Below are 17282 nucleotides of genomic sequence, written 5' to 3'. Positions count from 1 at the left end.
GTAGTGGTTCGTACTATGTGATTAACAGTAGTGTGATATTGCTCGCACTGTTTCCCGCATCAAGTCAGTGGGCTGAGTCGGGATGCATCACCTTACCTTCTTCAAGAAAGCTCGCCCTGTGCGTTGGCGAGTTTGAATTTGGTGATTTTTTACACCAGAAATTTTTGCTCTTGCTGAGCAGCATTTTCTTTTCCACTTACCGCTATTTATCAAGATGGGATGGTCAAACAATCGCAATATCAGCTCATCCTGATATGGCGTGAATTACGGAAGAGTCCGTGTCGCGTAGTAGCGTCTTCTGATTTCTGATTTCTGACTTACGATTTCTTCTGCTTCAAACTTACCCCTGATCGTAGCTAATCACCACCAACGCTGATGCCTGTTGCTTACCGGCAGATCGCAAGCAATGCGGTAGCAGTGCGTTGAAATAAATCGCATCGCCTTTCTTAAGTTGCTCGCGATGGTCGGGGAATTGAATTTCTATGCTCCCCGTTAATACGTATAAGAACTCTTCACCCGCGTGTCCAGCAGCATGCGGGCCGTCGGACAGCTCACTGGGCGGGTACACAATGAAAGGCTGCATGCGCTTGTTGTTGATTTCTGCTGCCAAGGCTTCCATGCTGCTGCCCTCACCAGCCGCTCTGACGATGCACAGGCGCTCATTGTGTCGCACGACAGAAAGCATTTCGCTGCTGCTTGTGGGACTGAATAACTGGCCGACATCGATTTTCAGTGCTGTGGAAATTTTAATCGCGGCGGCAATCGAAGGTACACAGATTCCGCGTTCGACCTTTGATAAGTAACTCTTGGTCAGACCGCTGGCATCTGCCATATCTTGCAGACTCATGCCCATTTGCTGGCGCAGCATTTTAATTTTTTGCGACATTTTTGTTTTCCGTTTCTTATTTTTTGCCTGATCTGATGAATCTTACTGAAATTCCAGGAATGGAAAATTAAATGACAATTAGTGTAATATATGACACATCGTGTCATTTTGATTTATGAAATTTATTCTATTTTGCCAGTTGGAGGTTGAAGATGAAAACGGCGTTAATCATCCATCATGTCGCTTTTGAAGATGCGGGTAGTTTTCTTGTTTTGCTGAAGGAGATGAATTTTTCTATTCAGGAAGTCAATGCCTGCAACAACAACTGGGCTGAACTCAACCCGCTTGATGCCGATGTTTGTATCGTGCTGGGCGGGCCTATCGGTGCCTACGAAGATCACCATTTCCCATTTTTGCTGCAAGAAGTACATTTTTTACAGCAGCGTCTGCATGCAGACTTGCCGACACTGGGGATATGCCTCGGCGCGCAATTGATGGCGCGGGCACTCGGTGCAAGTGTGTATCCGGCAACAACCAAAGAGCTAGGCTGGTATCCGCTAAGGATCACGCAGGAAGGTAAGCATACGCCGGTGCGATATTTTGACGAAAGAGATTGCACGATGTTCCACTGGCACGGCGATACCTTCGATTTACCTTTTGGCGCACAATTGCTGGCGTCAAGTGACGCCTGTCAAAATCAGGTATATAGCTGGGGAAAAAACGCACTGGCGTTTCAATGTCACCCAGAAGTTACTGCCACCGGCCTGGAGGCTTGGTATGTCGGGCATGCCCATGAAATACAGCATGAAAAACATTCGCCGTCACTGATGCGTCAACAGACCGCTATCCATGGCCCGAAACTGACACAACAGGCGCGTTTGTTTTTCGCTGAATGGCTTAACGTGTGCGGGCGATGATGCGAACTATTCAAAGCACCATTGATGCAATCTTTATCGGGCAAGCGCGTGCTTTCGGGCCAAATGGTGAAGTCAGCGCTATACAAAAACAGCAGGTCTGGGATGCAGTATCAGTTACTACGTCCGGCTTGCAGGGAGACGAACAGGGTGACAAGTTGTATCACGGCGGGCCGGATAAGGCCGTACACCACTATCCGTCTGAACATTATGTTATCTGGCGCGTGCAATTCGGGGACGATGCAGCGTCACGCTTTTGTCCGGGCGGCTTTGGTGAAAATATTTCTACCTCTGGCTGGACTGAGCATCAGGTTTGCATCGGCGATGTCTTTATGCTGGGTACTGCAATACTGCAAGTGACACAAGCGCGGCAGCCGTGCTGGAAACTGAATCTCCGTTTTGAAAACCATCATATGGCCAGCATCGTGCAAAACAGTTTGCGTACAGGTTGGTATTACCGTGTCCTGCAAGCAGGTTCCGTTGCACCGGGCGATAGCTTGCGTTTGCTTGATCGTACACAACCGGATTGGTCGCTGGCACGTTTGCTACATCACCTGTATATCGACACCATGAATGCACAAGCAATGCAAGCCATGAGTGAACTTGAGGAGCTGACACCCTCGTGGAGAAAAATCGCGCAAGACCGATTAAGAAACGGCAGTGTTGAAGATTGGCAGCGCCGCTTGCAAACACCTGCGATCTTTTGACGTATCAATCACAGCTGGCGGAATTCATCGAAAAGTCGCATACGCTCCATTTTTGAGGGGGCGTATTTTTGCAACTGGCTGAATGTCTGGACTATATGTCTAAACTCTTCCCGTGGGCGGATTCAGATAATGCTATTTCTTCGGGGCGCAGCGTTAAAACCTGTACCCCGTTACGTGTTACCGCTACCGTATGCTCGAACTGCGCGGATAATTTCCCATCAGTCGTAACGACTGCCCAGCCATTTTCCTCCGTCTTAACGGTATGACGACCTTGATTAATCATTGGTTCGATGGTGAACACCATTCCTTCCTGCATTATCAGTCCGGTGTGCGGTCTTCCCCAATGCAGTACTTGAGGTGGCTCGTGCATTTCACGGCCAATCCCGTGACCGCAATACTCTCTCACGACAGAATAGCCGTTTTTCCTGGCGTGACGCTCGATAGCATGACCGATATCGCCGAGCCGGGCACCCGGACGGACAACGTTGATTCCCTTCCACATGGCTTCATAGCAGACTTTTACCAGCCGTCTGGCAGCATTCGATACATCGCCGACGAGATAGGTTTTGCTGGAATCAGCGATAAAGTTGTTTTTCTCTAACGTAATATCAAAATTGACGATATCTCCGTTCAACAAGATATCCGAGGTGGAAGGAACACCATGGCAGACGACGTTGTTGCGTGAAGAATTCAGCGCGTAAGCGTAGTCGTATTGACCTTTGCTTGCCGGACGTGCCTTAAGCTCATTCACAATATATCTATCGACCAAGTCATTTACCTGCATGGTCGACATGCCGATCAAGCTCAATTTATCCAGATGGCTAAATACCTGCGCCAGTAGTCTGCCCGACTCCGCCATTAAGGCGATTTCTTCCGGTCGCTTTGTCATATGAATGCTCCGACTATCGCTCTGGCATGAGCATTCCTTTGCTCCCGGGTAAAGGTTTCAGTGACAGTCTGCGGTGGCCTGACATCAATCAAGCTACCAATCTTTATTCCAGCAGATTTTCTATTCATGGTTGCGGTCATCATCGTGTTTGCTGTGTACATCTGGTTGTGCAGATCATTGAAGGTATTCAAAATTTCCAACCTTATAGGGATGTATGTAATGTATATGTATTGTATATATTTCGTATATTATCAGCAAGCGATATTTTTTGCGCCGATAGACTGATGGGATGTTTGTCTGCACGAATTTTTATGGTCTTTTTTTATCGTTTCGAGTTCGTTTCAATATAATTTCAACGTACGTTTGTGATTCATGCGTAGAAAAACATGAGAGAGTATTGATGGAATTCCACGGAGCTCTTTTTATGCTGACGTGGTAACGTTAGGCTCATTCAGGAGTGTCCGACATGCTTACTGCAGTGAGGTCTGCCTGGTGTGTAATCAACTTACTTGATCGGTTGGTTTAGAGCAGGTGCTATTACCAAATTTGGGATGGAGAATTTATGCGTATCGTCAGTGCTGAGCACTTTACCGCTGGATGCCGTGCTGATTCAGTCTCGTCGTATTATTGTGAATCCGTTTTGTGAACAAGCTTGAATACGACGAATTCAGGATAGATTACCTCTGCAATACATGACGACATCCGGCCTTATATTGACTTTGATGTTTCAAGCTGATGTTTGAGTATCGTTCTGTCACAGGCACCTTCCCAGAGTGCAACGACGATACACACCACAACATTGCTGATCGTGCTGGTGACAGCGCGGGCTTCTGACATGAATCTGTCTATGCCAAGCAATAAAACAGCTCCTGCCAACGGCAGATCCGGAATGACAGTAAGCGTTGCCAACAGTGTGACGAAGCCACTGCCACTGACACCGGCGGCACCTTTTGATGTCAGCAACATAGTGGCGATCAGGCTCAGGATCTGACCATTGCTGAGTTGTATGTCGCAGGCCTGGGCAATAAACATTGAGGCGAGCGTCAGGTAAATTGCGGTGCCATCGAGGTTAAACGAATACGCCATCGGTAACACCAATCCTGCAACATCTTTTTTGCAACCGAGCGTTTGTAGTTTTTTCATGAGCGGCGGCAGCACCGGCTCTGATGAGGATGTACCCAATACAACGAGCAACTCTTCCCGGATATAACTCATCAGTTTCCACAGACTGAAACCATGCAGCTTCGCAAGACTTCCAAGAATGACGATGACAAAAAACGCGCAAGCGATGTAGAAATTCAGAATCAGATAACTGAACGCAGCCACAGACTTTATGCCAAAACGTCCAACCGTATAGGCGATAGAGGCGAATGCCGCCAATGGTGCCAGTTTCATGACGTAATCAAAAATGTTAAAACACAGGCGGCTTAACTCATCAATTGTTGTCAGCATACGGTCACCGGGGCGTCGGCTACGGGCGACCGCAAAACCGGTCAGTACCGCAAGCAACAAGACTGGTAAGACCTCGGCCTGGGTAAAAGCACCGACATAGGAATGCGGGATGATGTGGAGAATGAAATCGGCGAAACCCTGATATTCGGCATGGCCTAACATTGGCGACAGAGTATTTTTGTCGGTGGCGGTCGGGTGAAAATGCCAGCCTGCCCCTGGACGCATGAGGGACGCTGCCAGCCATCCGGTTAACAACGCCAGTAAAGTCAGCAAATAAAAAATCAGCATCGCTTTGACAAGCGTGCTGGTAACTCCTCGACGCTCATTCAGGCTTGCGATACCGCCAGCGATCGTAAAGAACACGAGCGGAGCCAGCATCATTTTGACCAGTTTGATGAATGCGTCTCCCAGCGGTTTTAATTCTGTTCCCAGTGCTGGCCAGAAATGACCAAATCCTATGCCGAGAAACACGGCAAGCAAAACTTGCAGATACAAACGTTTGCTCAGAAATGAGAAGGGCAAGGTCATTTCGGCAGCACTGATTTATTCGTTTTACTACTTTGCACCAACATGTCGAATAAGGTTCTGGCTGCTGGTGGCATGATGCGCCCGCGTTTTGAGATCAAGCCTAAGGTTCTGTGGATGGAAGGATTGACTAAGGGAATGCCGACCAGCGTTGCATCCATATATTTGGGCAGCGATAAGCGAGGAACGGCGGCGACTCCCATGCCTGCTTCAACCAGTGCCAGAATGCCAGAGACATGGTTCACTTCATAAAAAATGACGGGGTGTTTTTCTACGCCGGCCAACGCATTGTCGATCAAGCTGCGGTTACCGCTGGACTTGGAGACCGAGATATAGCGCTCGCTGGCAGTTTCTTTCCAGGATAATTTTTTGCGTTTTGCCAGTGCGTGATCATGGCGCATCGCCAGCACATAACTCTCCTTGTAAATTGGGTGAAAATCAATTTCCGGGTCTTCAGCACCGGCAAAGTTAATACCAAAATCCGCCTCGCCAGCCAATATCAGATTCAGCACGTCTTGTGCGCTCTCATCAAATATGCGCACGCGTATTTTGGGGAAGCGCTCGGTAAAGCCTTTCAATACGTCGGGCAAAAAATAATGCACTGCCGATGGAACGCATGCCAGGGTCACGATGCCGGTGCGGTGCGCAGCCAGATCTGACATGTTCAGTATCGCGCCTTCCAGTTCATCGAGTGCGGTACGGACGTTGCTCAGAAATACTCTGCCGATATTAGTCAATTGCACGCGCCGCGTGGTCCGTTCAAATAATTTGACGCCCAGCATATCTTCCAGCTTTTCGATGCGGCGACTCAATGCCGGTTGCGATAAAAACAGATCTTCCGCCGCCTGTTTAAAACTGCTGCGTTCTGCGACGGCGACAAAGGCCTGCAGTTCTTGTAAATCGAAATTGATGCGTCCCATGCATTAATCTTAATAAATATTGCAATTCACAAATTATGCCATGTGGCGGATGATGCAGACCAAATAAAAAGTCGGCGGTACGTGAATATTGACCGGCTCAAACCAAGCATTACAGACATTTCAAGGCCTCATTAAGAAGGCAATACCTCGGAGACCACATGAAACCCTCTTATCTCGTCGTCTTGCTGGGCATCAGCAGCGGTGCCTTTGCACAATCTACTGTCACACCGTATGGCATCGCGGATCTTGGCGTCCATTACAGTAACGGCATCAATGCCAGCAATGCGCCTGTCGTATCCGGTTCCACCGGCTCCGTCAGCAGCGGCGTCAATAATACCAGCCGCTGGGGTTTCAAAGGACAAGAGTCTCTTGGTGCTGATATGACTGTCCTGTTTCAGCTTGAAGGCGGCTTAAACATCGATACCGGCGCATCTGCAAAATCAGACAAGCTATTTGATCGCCTCGCCTTCGTTGGCATTAAAACCGGTTATGGCAGCCTGACCGCCGGCCGCCAGGCAACGATACTGTCGGATGCGATTTCGACGGTTGATCCGCTGGGGATGCGGTATGCAAGCCTCAACCCGAATATTAATGTCACGGCACTGAGCAATACCGCGTTTGGTACTCATGCGTTTGGCGTCCAGTATGGTACCAGCGGCTACAACGACAATTACTATCGTCTGGACAACATGCTGAAATACACCGGTGACTTTGGTCCGCTGGTGGCGCGGGCGTCATATTCATTTGGTGAAGTGGCGGGCAATAGCAGCGCCTTGTCGACCATGGGTGTCGGCCTCGCGTATCAACAAGACGGATTGAATATCTCTGGCGCCTGGATGAAATTCAAGAACAGCGCTGACTTTGATTTACAGGCCTATACCCTGGGTGCTGCCTATCAATTGGGTAGCGTGCAACTGAAGGTCAATTTTGGTCAGAACCGCGCCGATACCAGCACAACAAAACAAACCCGCCAACACATCGCCTCTGGCGGTGCTGCACTGGCATTAACCGCAGATCTGACGCTGACATCGGCGTACTACCGCGTTCGTCGTGAAGCCACCGGCTTTGCCGATGATGGCTTTGATCGCAGCTTTATTTATCTGGAAAAATCCCTGTCAAGACGTAGCACTGCGTATATCGAAACTGATTACACAAACTGGAAAGCTAATGCTGCCGGTGTTAGCGGTAACAAAACGAACAGCAGTAACGGTTATGGCCTGACGATAGGTCTGATGCACAAGTTCTGAGCAATGAAAGGAATCACTATGTCGAAGTTAAAACTTCGTTTCAATATGACGGCACTCACGCTGGCGGCCAGCAGCTTATTTGTTACCAGCCTGGCAGCAGCGGAGGACATTCGCGTCATCAGTTCGGGCGGCTTTGCGCAAGCATACAAAAATCTCGCTTCTGCATATGAAAAGAGTAGTAGCGATAAGCTGATATCTGGCTGGGGGCCATCGATGGGAACAACCGCAAATGCGATCCCGGTGCGTATGGCTCGTGGTGAGAATATTGATGTCGTCATCATGGTAGGTGATTCTCTGGACACCTTGATGAAGGAAGGAAAACTGGTTGCCGGTAGCAAAGTGGTGCTGGCAAATTCACTGATCGCCTGCGCGGTAAAAACGGGAAATACTAAGCCCGATATCAGCACCGTTGAAGGTCTGAAACAAGCGTTTTTGCAAGCGCGAACAGTCGCTTATTCCGACAGTGCCAGCGGTGAATACATCAAGCACCAATTGATGAAAAAGCTGGGTATTGCAGAGCAGATGCAGGGCAAGGCAGCACAAATTCCTGCCACACCTGTCGGTGAAATCATCGCTCACGGTGAGGCCGATTTCGGGTGCCAGCAACGTAGCGAATTATTGCCGGTCGCAGGAATTGATATTGTTGGCTTGCTGCCGCAGGAAGTACAACTGAGCACGCCTTTCTCTGCAGCCATAGTCAGCGGCAGTAAGGTACAGAAAAACGCACAGGCTTTGCTTGACTTCCTGTCGTCGGAAAAAAATTCCGGTGTGATTGCAGAGACTGGCCTGGAGCCGGTTGCTGCTAAAAAGTAAGACGCTGATTCAGCGTTAATCTTTGTTCGTTTTTTTTATCTTGTTTTGACGGGTTGGCTGTGCAACTGCACGGTCGCCGATTAAAAAGGTCGATAGTATGTCCAGCACAACTTCTAACGCAGTAAGCAACGTCCATCAGGATGGTCATGTTGCGGCAAAACGCCACTCGAAATTTTCTACCGTCATCCGCGTGACGAGTGGAAATTTCATTGAAATGTATGACTTCTTCCTGTTTGGATTTTACGCAACCTATATTGCTAAAGCTTTTTTTCCTGCCAGCAGTGAATACGCGGCGCTGATGATGACATTTGCGACTTTCGGTGCGGGCTTTTTCATGCGGCCGCTGGGCGCGATTATTCTGGGTAGCTATATTGACCGCATCGGTCGCCGCAAAGGCTTGGTGCTGACGCTGGGCATTATGGCTTCGGGTACCGCCATGATCGCTTTTATCCCCGGTTATGCCACCATCGGTTTGCTGGCACCTTTGCTGGTCCTGATTGGTCGTTTGCTACAGGGCTTCTCTGCCGGGGTTGAACTGGGCGGCGTGTCTGTGTATTTATCCGAAATGGCAACACCGGGCCACAAAGGTTTTTACGTCAGTTGGCAATCGGCCAGTCAACAAGTGGCCATCATTTTCTCCGCAGCGTTGGGATATTTTCTCAATGAAACCTTGAGTAAGGAATTCATTGCGGACTGGGGCTGGCGCATACCTTTCTTCATTGGTTGCTCCATTATTCCGGTAGTTTTCTTCATTCGCCGTTCTTTGCAAGAGACAGAAGAATATCTGGCACAAAAAACGCATCCTACGTTCAGAGAAATGCTGAAAACTATTTCTCTGAACTGGCCACTGGTTGTGACCGGCACCATGCTCATCGTGATGACCACGGTTTCGTTTTACCTGATCACCGTTTATACGCCAACTTTTGGTAAATCCGTACTGAAGCTGACAACGGTCGAGAGTCTGGTGGTGACGCTGTGTGTGGGGGTATCCAACTTTATCTGGTTGCCAGTTATGGGAGCCTTGTCTGACCGTATCGGCAGATGGCCCATCATGGCACTGTTTTCCGGCTTGACTGCTGTGACGGCTTATCCGCTGTTGTCATGGCTGATCGCCAATCCGAGTTTTGAGCATATGCTGCTGGCAGAATTATGGCTGTCGTTCCTGTACGGAAGTTATAACGGTGCGACGATTGTTGCTCTGACCGAAATCATTCCTGTCCGTATCCGTACCACAGGTTTCTCACTGGCATATAGCCTGGCAACAGCCTTGTTTGGCGGTCTGACACCGCTGGTTTCCACCTGGTTGATAGAAACTACGGGCGATAAAGCATCGCCGGGATATTGGATGGCAATGGCCGGCAGTGTTGGCTTGCTGGCGACTTTCCTGATTTATCGCGGTGTAGTCAAGGAACGTTAATTGCCCTGGCCGGCAATTAAAGCCAGTTTTTCAAAGTAAAAAGCATGGCAGATAGTGAGTGAATCACTACTGCCTGCTTTTTTATTATTTGTAAGAGGTTTAAGAAAGCGCATGACTGTCAATTTACCGATATGTGTCTCTGGCTGACAACATTTCTGGAAAAAGGAATTCTGAGTCGCTTCTTATTGTTTGCCATCATCGCTTTTCGTGTGAATGATAGGAGCAGATCTGCCTGTCGCAACGCTGGTGATTACCATTCTGTCGATTCTTTTTTCTGAGCAACGTCAGGACGGCCAGTCATTGGATTCTGTGCAGAATCAAATTCTGGTCCTCCTTCGTGCAAAGAGCATTTGAAAATGAATCCATTACTTCGTCGCGGGAAACGTCGTTGTTAATAGCTTTAAAGGAGCTGATATGAGCTGGTTTCTGAATCTGAAGATTGCGTATAAATTACTGCTTTCTTTTTTTATTGCCCTGAGTCTGACCCTGGCTACAGGCATTTTTGGCATCGTTCAGACCGCGCGCCTGAATGCTGCGTCAACGACGGTACTCAATGATACGTTGCCGGGAGTGCGTTATGCGCTGCTGATGAAGGCAACGCTGAACCGCATGCGTGTATCGGAATTGCAGCATATTCTTTCCAGCGAAGAGTCGGATTTCAGCTATTACGAAAAGAGTATTGAATCCCGTACTTCAGAATTTACGGGGTATGAAACGAAATATCGATCTCTGGTCAACTCGGCAGAAGAGAAAAAAATATTCGATACCTTAGATCAGTCGTTTATATCGTATCGCAATGCTGGCAAAAAAGTGCTTGAGCTATCCCGTGCCGGAAATCAGGATGAGGCGCGGAAAGCGATCCGTGGTGATTCCGTAAAATTATTTCGATCTGTGAACGATCTCGTCGATAAACTGGTGGAGATGAGTCAGGCTGAAAGCGAGCGTGCACTGGTCACCAACGATGATTTGTTTTCGTCTTCACGCTCGTGGATTATTGGAATTATGAGTGCGGCAATGGTGCTCAGCGTGATTCTGGCTTTATGGATTGCACGCCTGATCAGCCGACCACTGCGTGCGGCAGTCAGTATGGCGGAAAGTGCTGCCAGCGGTGATCTGACGGTATCGATTGAGGCTGAATCAGACGATGAGATCGGCCAGTTACTGCGCGCGATGAAAACGATGAATGCGAGCCTGCAAAGACTGGTGGGACAGGTTCGCGAAGGTACGGATGCAATCAATACCGCTTCTCAGGAGATCGCGACCGGCAACCTTGATTTGTCTGCGCGTACTGAACAACAGGCGGGATCTCTTGAAGAAACTGCATCGGCGATGGAAGAGTTAACGTCGACGGTAAAGCAGAATGCAGACAATGCGCGACACGCCAATAGTCTGGCCGGGTCTGCCACAACGGTCGCTGGAAAAGGTGGAGAAGTCGTTGGCGAAGTGATTGCGACCATGAGTTCCATCAACGAGTCTTCCCGCAAAATTGTGGACATTATCAGCGTGATTGATGGTATTGCGTTCCAGACGAATATTCTGGCACTGAATGCTGCAGTAGAGGCAGCTCGTGCCGGAGAACAGGGACGTGGTTTTGCCGTGGTGGCGAGCGAAGTCCGGAATCTGGCTCAGCGTAGTGCCGCAGCAGCTAAAGAAATTAAGGATTTGATTAACGATTCAGTAGAAAAAGTGGCGGCTGGTAGCAAGCTGGTGAATCAGGCAGGAAGCACCATGGATGAAGTGGTTGATAGTGTGCGTAAAGTCAGCGATATCGTCAATGAAATCAGTGCGGCGACACAAGAGCAAAGCATAGGAATTGAGGAAGTGAATAACGCCATCATCAAGATGGATGAAGTGACTCAGCAAAATGCTGCATTGGTGGAAGAGGCCGCAGCGGCAGCACAATCCATGCAGGATCAGGCCGTGCATTTGACGAATGCCGTCAGTGTCTTCCGTTTGGATACGACTTCAGTCACCCGTGTTACCCGCAGACTGGGATAGTAATTGCCTGACTCTGCAGCGCGGCTGAATCTGTTTCAGCCGCGCGCTATGACAGATGATCCGTTGCAGAGACGTTCTTCAGAATTTATGCATCAGACCCAGGGTGACACCATACCCGTTGGATTTATTCGCCTGCGTTCCGGTTGTGCCAGCTGCATTACCGTTCCATTTGGTTGAATCAAGCTCAACATATAAGGTGCTGCGCTTTGACATTTCCTGTTCGAGATAGGCAACGACACGATCAAACCCATCCGAGGTAAAGCCGGTGCTGTCGCGTCGTACACGATAATACGCGGCGGTCAGCGACAGGTCGGGGCGAATCACGATGTTGCCGCCGCCTGAATAGATATTTTCTTTTGTTTCCTTATTGATTGCCGTTTCTGCTTTGTTATTGCCATAATTGGCTTTGAGTGTGAATTCACCAAAGTTATAGGCAGCGCCCAGCGTATAGGCATCAAGGCTGAAACTGGCACTGTTTTTCAATTTCATATACGCGCCAGAAACAGCCAGGCCATCTTGCTGGTAGCTCAGCCCCGCGCCCACCGTCGACAACGCGCTGGTGTTTCCCGCCACTTCACCAAATGAATAGGAGACGCGAGTTGTCACCGGACCAAAGTCACTGGTGAATTTCAGCATATTGTCCAGACGATAGTAATTGTCGTTGTAGCCGCTGGTGCCGTATTGCATTCCAAAGGCATGAGTGCCAAAAGTCGTATTACTTAATGCGGTCACATTGATGTTAGGGTTGAAACTGGCAAAGCGCATTCCTAAAGGATCGACCGGCGATATCGCATCCGACAATATCGTCGCCTGACGCCCGGCCGTCAGTACGCCGGCGCTGGTCTTTAAGCCAACAAATGCGATACGGTCAAACAACTTATCCGATTTGGCAGAACCACCCGTATCAATATTCAGGCCGCCTTCAAGCTGGAAAAGTGCTGACATATCATTTCCCAGCGTCTCCTGACCTTTGATGCCCCAGCGACTGGTATTGTTGATGCCGCTGCTCAGAGCCGTGGTGGAATTCGATGCTGTGGGAGCATTGCTGGCGTTTAATCCATTACTGTAATGAATGCCAAGGTCTGCGATGCCATACAGCACGACATTCGATTGTGCTGAAACAGTTGGTGAAAAGGCAGACATTCCTGCCAGACTTATTCCGGATAAAAATAAACGCGTTTTCATGGTGTCCTCTTCGTATATTGTTGAGTTCAGGCCTGCGATTACTATCGACGTTTCTTTTCTTCTGACACACGGGGTGAAACACACTACGGATGAATCTGCTGCATAAAATCACTTTTTTATCTGACTGTAATTCAGTTACAGTTTTTCACAGGAAGTGTCGCTGTTGCGTTGTCGTTTTTCATTTGCTCAGATTCTGCAGTCGTTGCCAGTCGCTGCAATTCTCCAGTTGCCGCGAGCTGACTGATCGTTGTGGCCAGACTCGCTGCCAACGCTTTGTGTTTGATATTCAGATAGTGGTGAGCGGGTTGTACCAGTAAGACGATTTTTTCCGAAACAATGTCATTGATCATTGCTTTTTTCATTGCCCGGTCCGCGCTATATCTGGAGTCCACCGCGACATCAATACGACCAGCGGTCAACATTTTGAAGAGACTTTCTGACGTATCAGCAAACGTAATGTCGTTGAGCCCTTCGGTCGCATTTTGCGCATTTATAATTCCGCGGACGACACCAACTCTGAGTGGCTTTAAATCGCTTTTTTTCTGAATAGTCAGATTGCGGGTTTTTAATGTGTACGCCAGAGTTTCAACGACGATATAAGGCGGATCAATACGTATTAACTCTGGATGTGACGCTGCGTAATTGGGTGGCCGCAATACTTCGCCGTCTATGTTTCCAGCCTTAGCTTCTTTGGTTGCGCGCAGTGGCGGCAGGTTGATAATACAAAATTCCAGCTTCGTCTGTTTGTATACTTCGCGAAGTATGGATGCTGCAATCATGCCAGTGGCAGAGTCGACGTTGACAGAAATATGTAAATTTCCAGGTGTTTCAGCCGCAACACTTGTTGAAATTAACGCCGTCATTATCTGCATCAACAAGTTCATCGTTTGTCTCATACCTGAACGCGTTATGTTTAGAATAGTAAGCAATCCCGGATACGTGTCAGCAATTGCAGAGCATTGTAGTGTTGACGCAGTCGATTGTCGTCTCGTAATCCGACTTGCCCTTTATGGCTATAAATGTTGCCACATTCCTTCGTGTATGGCTGTGGCGTCAGTACAAATATTTCTGTATCTGTTTATATAGTTACCGCAGGCAAGATTTGCACACGCCAGCTTCCCGCTGTTTTTCTTTATGCCTGCGTTGATCTGTCCGCAGGCTTAGATGTCTGCGGACAGAAGTCATTTTTTTGATCTTGAAAGACTGATAGAAAGTGCTCATTACAGTGGCGACAGGCCGATCAGCACAGCAAGCGTAATATCGTGGCGCTGCGAGTTTTTTCGTATCAATCAGTTGATCTATGAGTTTTTTGACCCGGATCAATGATTTTAAAAAAGCATCAGTCTTCGTTTGACTATACTATATTTAGTGATTATTCTAAATTCAACTACTAAATATTGTGTATTTGGATGACGATAATGACTGAGCAATTTTGTGAATCGCAGACACAGGTAATCAAGCGGGATGGCAGCATCAGCGCATTTGATGCAAAGAAAATTGAATTTGCCCTGCAGCGCGCAGGTCAGGCGAGTGGTGAATTCGATTTACGCGTGGCGAGTGATTTGTGTGCACAGGTAATGCAAAGTAATGCGATGGTAAACGCTACGTCGCTACTGCATATCGAGCAGATTCAGGACGTAGTCGAATCAGTCATATTTGAGTCCGGTTATCGCCAGACCTTGCGCGCCTATATTGTGTATCGCGAACAGCACCAACGTTTGCGGCATGACCAACACACCCTCGTTGATGTCGAATCATCCATCAATGAATACCTGCAGCGTCAGGACTGGCGTGTCAATGCGAATGCCAATCAGGGGTACTCGCTCGGCGGTCTGATTCTGAATGTCTCCGGCAAAGTCATTGCGAATTACTGGCTGAGTCATGTGTATCCGCCAGAAGTCGGTATGGCACACCGGGAAGCGGATCTGCATATTCATGATTTGGATATGCTGGCTGGCTACTGCGCCGGATGGTCTTTACGTACCTTGTTGAACGAAGGCTTGAACGGCGTGCCGGGTAAGGTCGAATCTGCGCCGCCAAAACATTTATCGAGCGCGGTCGGCCAGATCGTGAATTTTCTCGGGACATTGCAAAATGAATGGGCGGGCGCTCAGGCATTCAGTTCTTTCGATACCTATCTGGCGCCTTTCGTGCGCAAGGATGCATTGAGTTACACCAGTGTTAAACAGTGTATGCAGGAGCTGATTTACAACCTGAATGTGCCGTCACGCTGGGGCACTCAGACGCCTTTTACGAATCTGACTTTCGACTGGGTGTGCCCGGCTGATTTACGTGATCAGATACCTGTGATCGCTGGCATCGAAATGCCATTTTCCTACGGTGAATTACAGGCCGAAATGGACATGATTAACCGTGCATACATCGAAGTGATGATGGCCGGTGATGCAAAAGGGCGCGCGTTCACCTTTCCTATTCCTACCTATAACATGACCGAGGATTTTGACTGGTACAGCCCGAACGCCGAACGTCTGTTTGAAATGACGGCACGTTATGGCTTACCGTATTTTCAGAATTTCATTAACTCTGAGCTCAAGCCGAACATGATACGTTCTATGTGTTGTCGCTTGCAGCTGGATCTGCGTGAATTGCTGAAGCGCGGTAACGGTTTGTTTGGCTCTGCTGAACAGACCGGCTCGCTCGGTGTGGTCACGATTAACTGCGCCCGTCTCGGTTATCGTTATCGAGGTAATGAGTCTGCCTTGCTGACAGCACTGGATCATTTGCTGGAACTCGGAAAAACCAGCCTGGAAATAAAGCGCAAAGTGATACAGCGCCACATGGATAACGGCCTGTTCCCTTATACCAAGCGCTATCTGGGAACCTTGCGTAATCACTTTTCGACGCTGGGTGTGAACGGTATCAACGAGATGATACGTAACTTCACTGCCGGTGAAGACGATATCAGCAGCGCTGCTGGCCATGCGATGGCGATTCGTTTGCTGGATCATATCCGCGCCAGAATGCTGGAATTTCAGGACGAGACCGGCCATATGTACAATCTGGAAGCGACACCTGCGGAAGGAACAACCTACCGTTTTGCGAAAGAAGACCGCAAGCGCTTTCCGGATATTCTGCAGGCCGGTACGGCCGAGATGCCTTACTACACTAACTCATCACAATTACCGGTCGGCTTTACCGAAGATCCATTTGAAGCGCTGGAGCTGCAAGACGATTTGCAGCGTAAATATACTGGCGGCACCGTGCTGCATCTGTACATGACCGAAGCCTTATCCAGCGCCGATGCATGCCGGCAATTGGTGCAGCGCTCGCTTAGCCGTTTCAGGTTGCCGTACATCACAGTGACGCCGACTTTTTCCATTTGTCCTAAGCATGGATATCTGCCGGGAAGCCATCCATTCTGTCCGAAATGTGATGACGAGATCATTGCCCGCAAACGCATGACAGCCATGCAAACTACCACCAACTAACCAGAGGTCATTCACCATGTCATTACTTCATACCGCTCAGACTATAGAAAAACATAGCGTTGTACTCAATGACGAAGAACGTCAGCCATGTGAAATATGGACACGGGTGATGGGTTACCATCGCCCGGTCAGTTCTTTCAACACCGGGAAAAAAGGGGAGTTCTGCGAGCGTACCTATTTCACCGAAAATGCCGCTCAGCTGCGATAACCGTAGCATGCGGAACAGCCTGAGAATTGGCGGGTTTACCCCATTCAGCGCAACAGATTATCCGGGGAAACTCGCTGCTGTGGTGTTTGTACAAGGATGTCCCTGGCGTTGTTCCTATTGTCATAACCCACATTTACAGGAACGCGGAACCGCAACGGATCAGACCTGGGACGCTATCCGTAGTTTTTTGTCACGCCGAACCGGATTGATTGATGCGGTCGTTTTCAGCGGCGGCGAAGCGACGATGGATCCCGCTTTAGCATTGGCAATGAAAGAGGTTCGCGAACTCGGTTTTCAGGTGGGTTTGCACACTGCCTGCATTTATCCCAAACAGTTAGAGCGTGTGTTGCCGTTGCTGAACTGGGTTGGCTTCGACGTCAAGGCACCGTTGGCGGACTACGCAGCTATTACCGGTGTGCAGGGCAGCGACCGTGCAGTTCACCAATGCGCAGAAATGATACTTTCCAGCGGCGTTGATTACGAATGCCGAACCACCATACATCCGACCTTACTCAGTGAACAGAAAATAATGGCGCTGGCGCTGGAACTGTCGGCAATCGGTGTGCAACATTACGTACTGCAGAAATTCCGTACACAGGGATGCCAGACAAAGGCGTTGAACCAGGCGCTGATCGCCGATTATCCTTCACTGCCATTGCAGGAAAAAATACGTGCGCTTTTCCCCACATTGCTGATACGTGCGTAAACGGGCATGCAGGCCTCACTCAGGCT

At 49.0% G+C, this 17282-nt stretch carries 15 protein-coding genes; 9 read left to right on the top strand and 6 right to left on the bottom strand.

The genetic code is table 11. The annotated features are described in order from the left end of the window. Positions 1-340: 340 nt before the first annotated feature. Positions 341-886, bottom strand: a complete 546-nt coding sequence (locus tag H8K38_RS05890) for a helix-turn-helix domain-containing protein (RefSeq protein ID WP_186883879.1) — start codon at positions 884-886, stop codon at positions 341-343. A 152-nt stretch (positions 887-1038) separates the two neighbouring features. On the opposite strand from H8K38_RS05890, the gene H8K38_RS05885 reads away from it, so the two are divergent. Next, positions 1039-1743, top strand: coding sequence for a glutamine amidotransferase (locus tag H8K38_RS05885; protein ID WP_186883878.1), 705 nt, complete (start codon positions 1039-1041; stop codon positions 1741-1743). Then, positions 1740-2447, top strand: a complete 708-nt coding sequence (locus H8K38_RS05880; RefSeq protein ID WP_370587065.1) for an MOSC domain-containing protein — start codon at positions 1740-1742, stop codon at positions 2445-2447. Before H8K38_RS05885 ends, H8K38_RS05880 begins: the two co-directional genes overlap by 4 nt. Positions 2448-2538: 91 nt before the next feature. Here H8K38_RS05880 and map read toward each other — a convergent pair whose 3' ends face one another. The 3 genes from map to H8K38_RS05865 all read right to left on the bottom strand — a co-directional run bounded on the left by map (position 2539) and on the right by H8K38_RS05865 (position 6233). Then, the gene (gene map / locus H8K38_RS05875; protein ID WP_186883877.1) at positions 2539-3336 is read right to left on the bottom strand and encodes a type I methionyl aminopeptidase; all 798 of its coding nucleotides are present in this window, start codon (positions 3334-3336) and stop codon (positions 2539-2541) included. A gap of 708 nt (positions 3337-4044) precedes the next feature. After that, on the bottom strand, positions 4045-5310 hold the full coding sequence (locus H8K38_RS05870) for a cation:dicarboxylate symporter family transporter (RefSeq protein ID WP_255422842.1): 1266 nt from the start codon (positions 5308-5310) through the stop codon (positions 4045-4047). A 2-nt stretch (positions 5311-5312) separates the two neighbouring features. After that, positions 5313-6233 carry a LysR family transcriptional regulator gene (locus tag H8K38_RS05865; protein ID WP_186883875.1) on the bottom strand — a complete coding sequence of 307 codons (921 nt, stop codon included), beginning with the start codon at positions 6231-6233 and terminating at the stop codon, positions 5313-5315. A gap of 158 nt (positions 6234-6391) precedes the next feature. Between H8K38_RS05865 and H8K38_RS05860 the strand changes: the two genes are divergently transcribed. The 4 genes from H8K38_RS05860 to H8K38_RS05845 all read left to right on the top strand — a co-directional run bounded on the left by H8K38_RS05860 (position 6392) and on the right by H8K38_RS05845 (position 11708). Continuing rightward, positions 6392-7480, top strand: a complete 1089-nt coding sequence (locus H8K38_RS05860; protein ID WP_186883874.1) for a porin — start codon at positions 6392-6394, stop codon at positions 7478-7480. Between the two features lie 18 nt (positions 7481-7498). Next, entirely contained in the window at positions 7499-8293 is a 795-nt protein-coding gene (locus tag H8K38_RS05855; RefSeq protein ID WP_255422841.1) for a substrate-binding domain-containing protein, read from the top strand. A gap of 97 nt (positions 8294-8390) precedes the next feature. After that, positions 8391-9710, top strand: coding sequence for an MFS transporter (locus H8K38_RS05850; protein ID WP_186883872.1), 1320 nt, complete (start codon positions 8391-8393; stop codon positions 9708-9710). Between the two features lie 414 nt (positions 9711-10124). Beyond that, entirely contained in the window at positions 10125-11708 is a 1584-nt protein-coding gene (locus H8K38_RS05845) for a methyl-accepting chemotaxis protein (RefSeq protein ID WP_186883871.1), read from the top strand. Between the two features lie 78 nt (positions 11709-11786). Here the strand turns inward: H8K38_RS05845 and H8K38_RS05840 are convergent, their stop codons facing one another. Both H8K38_RS05840 and H8K38_RS05835 read right to left on the bottom strand, forming a co-directional pair. Continuing rightward, positions 11787-12893, bottom strand: coding sequence for a porin (locus H8K38_RS05840; RefSeq protein WP_255422840.1), 1107 nt, complete (start codon positions 12891-12893; stop codon positions 11787-11789). A 131-nt stretch (positions 12894-13024) separates the two neighbouring features. Next, positions 13025-13777 carry an ABC transporter substrate-binding protein gene (locus H8K38_RS05835; RefSeq protein WP_186883870.1) on the bottom strand — a complete coding sequence of 251 codons (753 nt, stop codon included), beginning with the start codon at positions 13775-13777 and terminating at the stop codon, positions 13025-13027. A gap of 534 nt (positions 13778-14311) precedes the next feature. Between H8K38_RS05835 and H8K38_RS05830 the strand changes: the two genes are divergently transcribed. Genes H8K38_RS05830 through H8K38_RS05820 form a run of 3 tightly spaced genes read left to right on the top strand, consistent with a single transcriptional unit; the run spans position 14312 to position 17256 of the window. Then, positions 14312-16342 (top strand): ribonucleoside triphosphate reductase, encoded by a 2031-nt coding sequence (locus H8K38_RS05830; RefSeq protein ID WP_186883869.1) that lies wholly within the window; start codon positions 14312-14314, stop codon positions 16340-16342. Positions 16343-16358: 16 nt separating this feature from the next. After that, complete coding sequence (gene nrdD, locus H8K38_RS05825; protein ID WP_186883868.1) at positions 16359-16550, top strand: anaerobic ribonucleoside-triphosphate reductase; 192 nt, start codon at positions 16359-16361, stop codon at positions 16548-16550. Between the two features lie 7 nt (positions 16551-16557). Then, positions 16558-17256, top strand: coding sequence for an anaerobic ribonucleoside-triphosphate reductase activating protein (locus H8K38_RS05820; RefSeq protein ID WP_370587064.1), 699 nt, complete (start codon positions 16558-16560; stop codon positions 17254-17256). Positions 17257-17282: the final 26 nt, after the last annotated feature.

It is taken from the genome of Undibacterium sp. FT79W, from assembly GCF_014284215.1.
Lineage (GTDB): Bacteria > Pseudomonadota > Gammaproteobacteria > Burkholderiales > Burkholderiaceae_D > Undibacterium > Undibacterium aquatile.
This window is presented reverse-complemented; position numbering and strand designations above follow the sequence as displayed.

Coding starts and splice junctions, on each gene's coding strand:
- H8K38_RS05855 (WP_255422841.1), top strand. CDS start 7,499: ATGTCGAAGTTAAAACTTCGTTTCAATATGACGGCACTCACGCTGGCG.
- H8K38_RS05850 (WP_186883872.1), top strand. CDS start 8,391: ATGTCCAGCACAACTTCTAACGCAGTAAGCAACGTCCATCAGGATGGT.
- H8K38_RS05865 (WP_186883875.1), bottom strand. CDS start 6,233: ATGGGACGCATCAATTTCGATTTACAAGAACTGCAGGCCTTTGTCGCC.
- map (WP_186883877.1), bottom strand. CDS start 3,336: ATGACAAAGCGACCGGAAGAAATCGCCTTAATGGCGGAGTCGGGCAGA.
- nrdD (WP_186883868.1), top strand. CDS start 16,359: ATGTCATTACTTCATACCGCTCAGACTATAGAAAAACATAGCGTTGTA.
- H8K38_RS05840 (WP_255422840.1), bottom strand. CDS start 12,893: ATGAAAACGCGTTTATTTTTATCCGGAATAAGTCTGGCAGGAATGTCT.
- H8K38_RS05835 (WP_186883870.1), bottom strand. CDS start 13,777: ATGAACTTGTTGATGCAGATAATGACGGCGTTAATTTCAACAAGTGTT.
- H8K38_RS05820 (WP_370587064.1), top strand. CDS start 16,558: ATGCGGAACAGCCTGAGAATTGGCGGGTTTACCCCATTCAGCGCAACA.
- H8K38_RS05860 (WP_186883874.1), top strand. CDS start 6,392: ATGAAACCCTCTTATCTCGTCGTCTTGCTGGGCATCAGCAGCGGTGCC.
- H8K38_RS05890 (WP_186883879.1), bottom strand. CDS start 886: ATGTCGCAAAAAATTAAAATGCTGCGCCAGCAAATGGGCATGAGTCTG.
- H8K38_RS05885 (WP_186883878.1), top strand. CDS start 1,039: ATGAAAACGGCGTTAATCATCCATCATGTCGCTTTTGAAGATGCGGGT.
- H8K38_RS05880 (WP_370587065.1), top strand. CDS start 1,740: ATGATGCGAACTATTCAAAGCACCATTGATGCAATCTTTATCGGGCAA.
- H8K38_RS05830 (WP_186883869.1), top strand. CDS start 14,312: ATGACTGAGCAATTTTGTGAATCGCAGACACAGGTAATCAAGCGGGAT.
- H8K38_RS05845 (WP_186883871.1), top strand. CDS start 10,125: ATGAGCTGGTTTCTGAATCTGAAGATTGCGTATAAATTACTGCTTTCT.